Genomic DNA, 308 nt, shown 5'->3' on the forward strand with positions numbered 1-308 from the left:
CCCGCCAGCGCCTGCGCGCGCGCCTTGGCACCCAGACCGCCGAGCGAAGGCGTGCGCTTGCGCCGCACCAGCGCATCGACCAGCAGGCGCTGCCCGGTCGCCCGCGCAATCTGCGTTGCCAGCAATGCTGACTGATTATAGCCGCGCTGCCACAGCCGCCAGCGGTGCAGCGGCACCGGCACGATCAGCCATTCCCCGTCGAGTGGCGGCAGGCGCGCCACCATCAGGCGTGCCATCAGCCCGGCCAGCCCCACCTTGCGGCCATGCTTGAATCGCAGCACCAGGGTGCGTGTGGCATCGCCATAGAG

Annotated in this window: 1 protein-coding gene; it reads right to left on the reverse strand. The window is 70.8% G+C overall.

The genetic code is table 11. From position 1 onward, the window contains the following. Positions 1-308 (reverse strand): amidophosphoribosyltransferase (locus H926_RS29835; RefSeq protein WP_043610974.1); only part of this gene is annotated, 308 nt, incomplete at both ends.

Source organism: Novosphingobium sp. B-7 (assembly GCF_000410615.1).
Classification (GTDB): domain Bacteria; phylum Pseudomonadota; class Alphaproteobacteria; order Sphingomonadales; family Sphingomonadaceae; genus Novosphingobium; species Novosphingobium capsulatum.